The following is a 5,576-nucleotide window of genomic DNA, read 5'->3' as shown; positions in this document are numbered from 1 at the left end:
GGCCTCGTCGTCAGGGTCACCCCCGATGGCAAGACGGTCTACTTCGGCGGCGACTTCACCGCTGTCGACGGTCAGGCCCGAGCGCACGTCGCCTCGTTCGACGTCGCGACAGGCGCGATGCTCGACTGGGCACCGCGCGCCGACGGCCAGGTGCGTGGATTCGCCTTCGCAGGCGACACAGTCTACGTCGGGGGCAACTTCCGCTCCAGCGGCGGCCAGCCGCGCAGCGAGCTGGCAGCGTGGAGCACCACCACGAAGGCGATCCTGCCCTGGGCGCCGTCTGCAGCAGGCGACGGGTTCGTGTGGGACATGCTCACGAGCCCCGACGCCTCCCGTGTCATCATCGGCGGCTCCTTCACGACGCTCAACGGTGCGCCCGCCTACGGCATGGCATCGATCGACGCCGCCTCCGGCACAGCTCTTCCCTGGGCGGCCACCGACCGGATCAAGACCGCAGGACTCAACGGCGCGATCTCGAGCCTGAGCACCGACGGCACCCAGGTCTACGGAACCGGATACGCCTTCGGCGCCGGAGCATCGTTCGAGGGCACCTTCGCCGCCGACCCGTACACGGGCTCGATCAACTGGCTCAACGACTGCCTCGGCGACACCTACGGCAGCTTCCCGCAGGACGGCGTGCTGTACTCCGTCTCGCACAAGCACGACTGCAGCGTGGTCGGGGCGTTCCCCGACACCAACCCGCGCTCGCGGTGGACGAAGGCGATCGCCGAGAGCACCACTCCGACCGGGGTCATCAGCAAGAAGGATGCGTACGGCTGGGACTTCACCGGCCTGCCGTACACCGAGCAGCTGAACTGGTATCCCGACCTCGAGTTCGGCACCTACACCAGCGCCCGTCAGGCCGCCTGGTCGGTCACCGGAAACGCGAACTACGTGGTGCTCGGAGGCGAGTTCCCGAAGGTCAACAATGTGGCGCAGCAAGGGCTCGTGCGCTTCGGCAAGAAGACCGTCTCGCCGCATCTGGTGGGCCCCGTCTACAACTCCGGCCTCACGCCCGCTCCGTACTCGAACGAGTCCGGTGTCGTCCGCGTTCCCTTCACGAGCGTGTGGGACCGCGACAACGCCACCATCACCTACGACGTCTTCCGCAGCCCGTCGGTGAAGATCGCGACGATCACGCGCACGGACGGCCGTTTCTGGAGCCAGCCGAACCTGAGCATCACCGACAGCGGTCAGACGCCCGGGGCGCAGGTGCGCTACCAGGTGCGAGCGAAGGATGCCGACGGCAACGTGCAGTGGAGCGCCTGGTCGCCCTACGTGACGGTGTCGAGCACTCCGACCGCCGCCTACCGCGCTGCGGTGCGGGCGAACGGAGCGAGCCACTACTGGCGCCTCGACGAAGCCGCCGGAACCCGCCTCTACGACGATGCGGGTGACGCACCGGGCACGGCGACCGGGCTCACGCTCGGATCCGGCGGAGCGATGCTGAACGACTCGAACACGTCGATCACCTCAGCCGGCGGCAGCTCGCCCAAGATGACGACGCAGGACGTCAGCGCCGCGCACGCCGCGGTGACCGTCGAAGCCTGGGTGAAGACCACCAACACTCGGGGCGGACGCATCGTCGGATTCGGCGACTCGGCCACCGGCACGTCGACCTCGGGCATCACCGACCGCGTGCTCTACCTCGACAACTCGGGTCGCGCGAACTTCGCGATCAACGACGGCTCGTACCGCACGATCTACAGCCGGGGCGCCGTGAACGACGGCAACTGGCACCACATCGTCGGCACCGTGGGCAGTGAGGGCATGCAGCTCTTCGTCGACGGCAAGCGGGTCGATCGGGATCAGGCCCGCACCTCCCCGAAGATCTACGACGGGTACTGGCGGATCGGCGCTGATCAGACCAACGGCTTCCCGAACAAGCCGACCAACGCGGGACTCGCGGGCATGATCGACGACGTCGCGGTGTACCCGACGGCTCTGAGCGCATCCGACATCCAGTCGCACTACCTCGCGAGCGGTCGCTCGGCGTCGTGGACGCCGGCTCCGACCGACGTCTACGGCGCATCGGTCTCGACCGACAAGCCGGATGTGTTCTGGCGTCTCAACGAGACAGCGGCGGGCACGATCGTCGATTCGGCTGCCGGCGGCACGACCGGCAACCTCGCCGGGATCGTGACGCGCGGGCAGACGCCAGCCATCGGATCCGGCACGGCCACCACCTTCAACGGGACGAGCGCGCTCGTCGTCGCTCAGGAGGCCTGGACCGCGCCGACCACCTACAGCGCCGAGCTGTGGTTCAAGACGACGTCGAACAAGGGCGGCACGCTGATCGGGTTCGGCAACACCACCAGCGGTCTCAGCGCCTCATACGACCGCCATGTCGTGATGCAGAGCGACGGCAAGGTTCAGTTCGGAAGCGGGCAGCCGCAGACCACCCTCGTGACCCCGACCGCGTACAACGACGGCCAGTGGCACCACGTGGTGGCGACTCAGGGCGCCGGCGGCATGAAGCTCTGGCTCGACACGCAGCTCGTCGGCAGCAACTCGATGGCCGGAGCCGAGAACTATCGCGGCTACTGGCGCATCGGCGCCGACAGGACCTGGGGCAGCACCACCAGCAACTACTTCGCCGGCACGCTCGACGAGGTCGCTGTGTACTCCACCGCTCTCTCCGAGCAGAGCGTGCGCGACCACTACACGGCGAGCGGTCGCACGGTTCCGGGGCGAGCACCTGTGGCGGCCTTCACCTCGGCGACCGACAAGCTGAAGATCGACGTCGATGCGAGCACCTCGACCGACGCCGACGGCGGCCCGCTGGTCTACGCGTGGAACTTCGGCGACGGCGCGCTGGCCTCCGGAGCGACCGCCTCGCACGTCTACACGGCGGGCGGCACCTACACGATCACGCTCAAGGTGACGGACAGCACATCGCTGGTCAGCACCCTCACGCGCGCCGTGACGGTGGCTCCGAACCAGGCCCCGACCGCCGTGGTCGGCGCGACCGCCGACCACCTCGAGGTCGCGTTCGACGGCTCGGCCTCGTCCGATCCTGACGGCACGATCGCGTCGTACGCCTGGGACTTCGGTGACGGCGCGACCGGTACGGGGGCGACGGCATCGCACACCTACGCCACGGCCGGCACGTTCACCGCATCGCTCACCGTCACGGATGACGACGGCGCCACGGCGACGAAGACGCGCACCGTGACGACGACGCTGGCTCCGAACCAGGACCCGACCGGCGCCTTCACCACCGTGACGGATCTGCTGAAGGTCACGGCGAACGCCACCACCTCGACGGATCCTGACGGCACGATCGAGTCGTACGCCTGGGAGTTCGGCGATGGAGCGATCGAGACGGGCGCGACGACCTCGCACACCTATGCGAGTGCCGGCACCTACACGGTGAAGCTCACCGTGACCGACAACCGGGGCGGCACCTCGACGGTGACGCACGAGGTCACGGTCGCACAGAACCAGGCGCCGACCGCCGCGTTCACGACGTCGGTGGCGAACCTCGCGGCATCCGTGAACGCCGCAGGCTCCGCAGACGCTGACGGAACGATCGCCTCGTACGCCTGGGACTTCGGAGACGGCACCACAGGCACAGGTGCGACCGCATCACGCACCTACGCCGCCGGGGGCACGTACACCGTGACCCTGACGGTGACGGATGACCGAGGAGCGACCGGCACCGCCACGAAGACGGTCACGGTCGCAGCCCCGCAGGTGTGGGCGCAGGATGCCTTCACCCGCACGGCCACCAACGGCTGGGGCACGGCGACGACGACGGGCGGCCCCTGGACGATGTTCCCGAGCAGCGCGACCGCCCTCAGCAAGTTCGGCGTCAACGGCACCGGCGGCACGGTCACGCTGTCCGCCGGCAACAACTACTCGGCATCGCTCGCCGGCTCCACGCCGTCGACGAACACCGAGGAGCGGTTCACGCTGGCGTTCAACCAGCCGTCGACCGGTGGCGGATTCTACTTCTCGGCTCTCGGACGCCAGATCGACAACGCCAACGACTACCGCGCGAAGTTCCGCGTGGCATCGAACGGTGTCGTGTCGCTGTGGCTGACGAAGACGATCGGCGGGGTCGAGACGGTCTTGTCGTCGACGACCATTCCGGGACTCACCGTCACGACCGCCGACCAGCTGAGCGTCCGGTTCCAGGTGACCGGAACCAACCCGACCACGCTGAAGGCGAAGGTGTGGCGTACCTCGTCCACCGAGCCAACCGCGTGGGCGCTGACCGCGACGGACGCGACGGCCTCGCTGCAGACCGCCGGCTACGTGGGAGTGAACAGCTACGTCTCGAGTAGCGCGACGGCAGTGCCGGTCGTCTACACCTACGACGACTTCTGGGCGGGACCCGCACAGTAGGCGCACCGCAACACAGCAGAAGACGAGAGAGGCCGGGGTGCATGTGCACCCCGGCCTCTCCCTGTATGAGAACGGATCAGGGGAAGCGGGCCCCGATGGTCGGTGTCGTGGAACCGAGGAGCGTCGCGACCAGGGCGGGGATCGTGCGAGCCTTCGCTGTCACTCCGGCGAGCAGCTTTCCCGAGCGATCGGTCACCGCGCGCCCCTCGACCGCGGTCGAGTTCGCGTCCTGGCCCGTGGTGCTGCGGTACGTCGCCCACGTCGAGAACACGTAGGGGTTGACGTTGGCCGTGCCGCGCGACCAGATGACGAACCAGCTCGGGGCAGCCGCACTGTTGCGCTGGATCACGTTGCCGTCGGAGCGGATGTTGAGCTGCGCGGGGGTGTACCGGTGCGTGTAGTCCTCGACGCACACCGTGCAGTTGCCCGCACTCTCACCGATGACGTTGTTGCCCATCGAGATGTCGCGGATCAGCCACGGCATCGTCGGATCCGGGAACGGGCGTCGAGCGTTGTGACCCGGCACCGACGCATCCGTCGCGCTTCGGCTGTCCTGCACGATGTTGACCGCACGGTCGCCACCGATGATCGTGTTGTTCCACAGATTCACGCCACCGGTGTTGTTGATCTTGACGCCGTTGCCCACGTTCCGCAGCACGAGGTTGTTGACGAAGTCGATCTTCTGCGAGAGCTCGAGGAATGCCCCGGCTCCCCTGTTCTCGATGATGTCGGAACCGGTGATGCGCACGTCGTACACCGACTGGTCGAGCCAGACGCCCGGGCCGTCGTTGCGCAGCAGCGCCGAATCGGTGATCGTCACGCCGCGCGACTTCGCGATCTTCACGCCGCCGGAGACGGGTGAGGTGTTGAAGTGCTCGGCGTTGTTCTCGACGGCCAGAAGGTCATCGATGGCGAGAGCGTCGGCGTAGTTCGCGCCGAGGCCCATGAGTCCGTTGCGCGCGAGCGTGACATCGCGGATCGTCGCGTTCGACGATCCCACGAAGAGCCCGGTCGATGCGTTGTCGTAGATCACGACGTTCTCGAGCGTCGCCCGCGGCGCCTCGACCGTGACGGCGCCCATCATCCAGACGGACGTCGCGTAGTTGCGGATGCCGATGCCACGCACGACCGCTCCCTCGCCGCGAAGCGAGAGCGCTTTGGTCAGAGTCGAGGTCTTGACGTTGCGTCCGGTCGGATCGGTGCCGAGGTACAGGCGGTTGTTCGCG

General features: G+C 67.9%; 2 protein-coding genes. One reads left to right on the top strand and one right to left on the bottom strand.

The genetic code is table 11. The annotated features are described in order from the left end of the window. A partial coding sequence (locus tag J7E68_RS13450) for a PKD domain-containing protein (RefSeq protein WP_215173373.1) occupies positions 1-4,350 on the top strand: 4,350 nt, incomplete at its 5' end. Positions 4,351-4,426: 76 nt separating this feature from the next. On the opposite strand, the gene J7E68_RS13445 is transcribed toward J7E68_RS13450, so the two are convergent. Then, positions 4,427-5,576: right-handed parallel beta-helix repeat-containing protein (locus J7E68_RS13445; protein WP_215173371.1), on the bottom strand; the 1,150-nt coding region annotated here is incomplete at its 5' end.

Origin of the sequence: Microbacterium sp. ISL-103, assembly GCF_018613995.1 — a bacterium.
Lineage (GTDB): Bacteria > Actinomycetota > Actinomycetes > Actinomycetales > Microbacteriaceae > Microbacterium.
The sequence above is the reverse complement of the archived record's forward strand: the minus strand, read 5'-3'. Positions and strand labels throughout refer to the sequence as shown.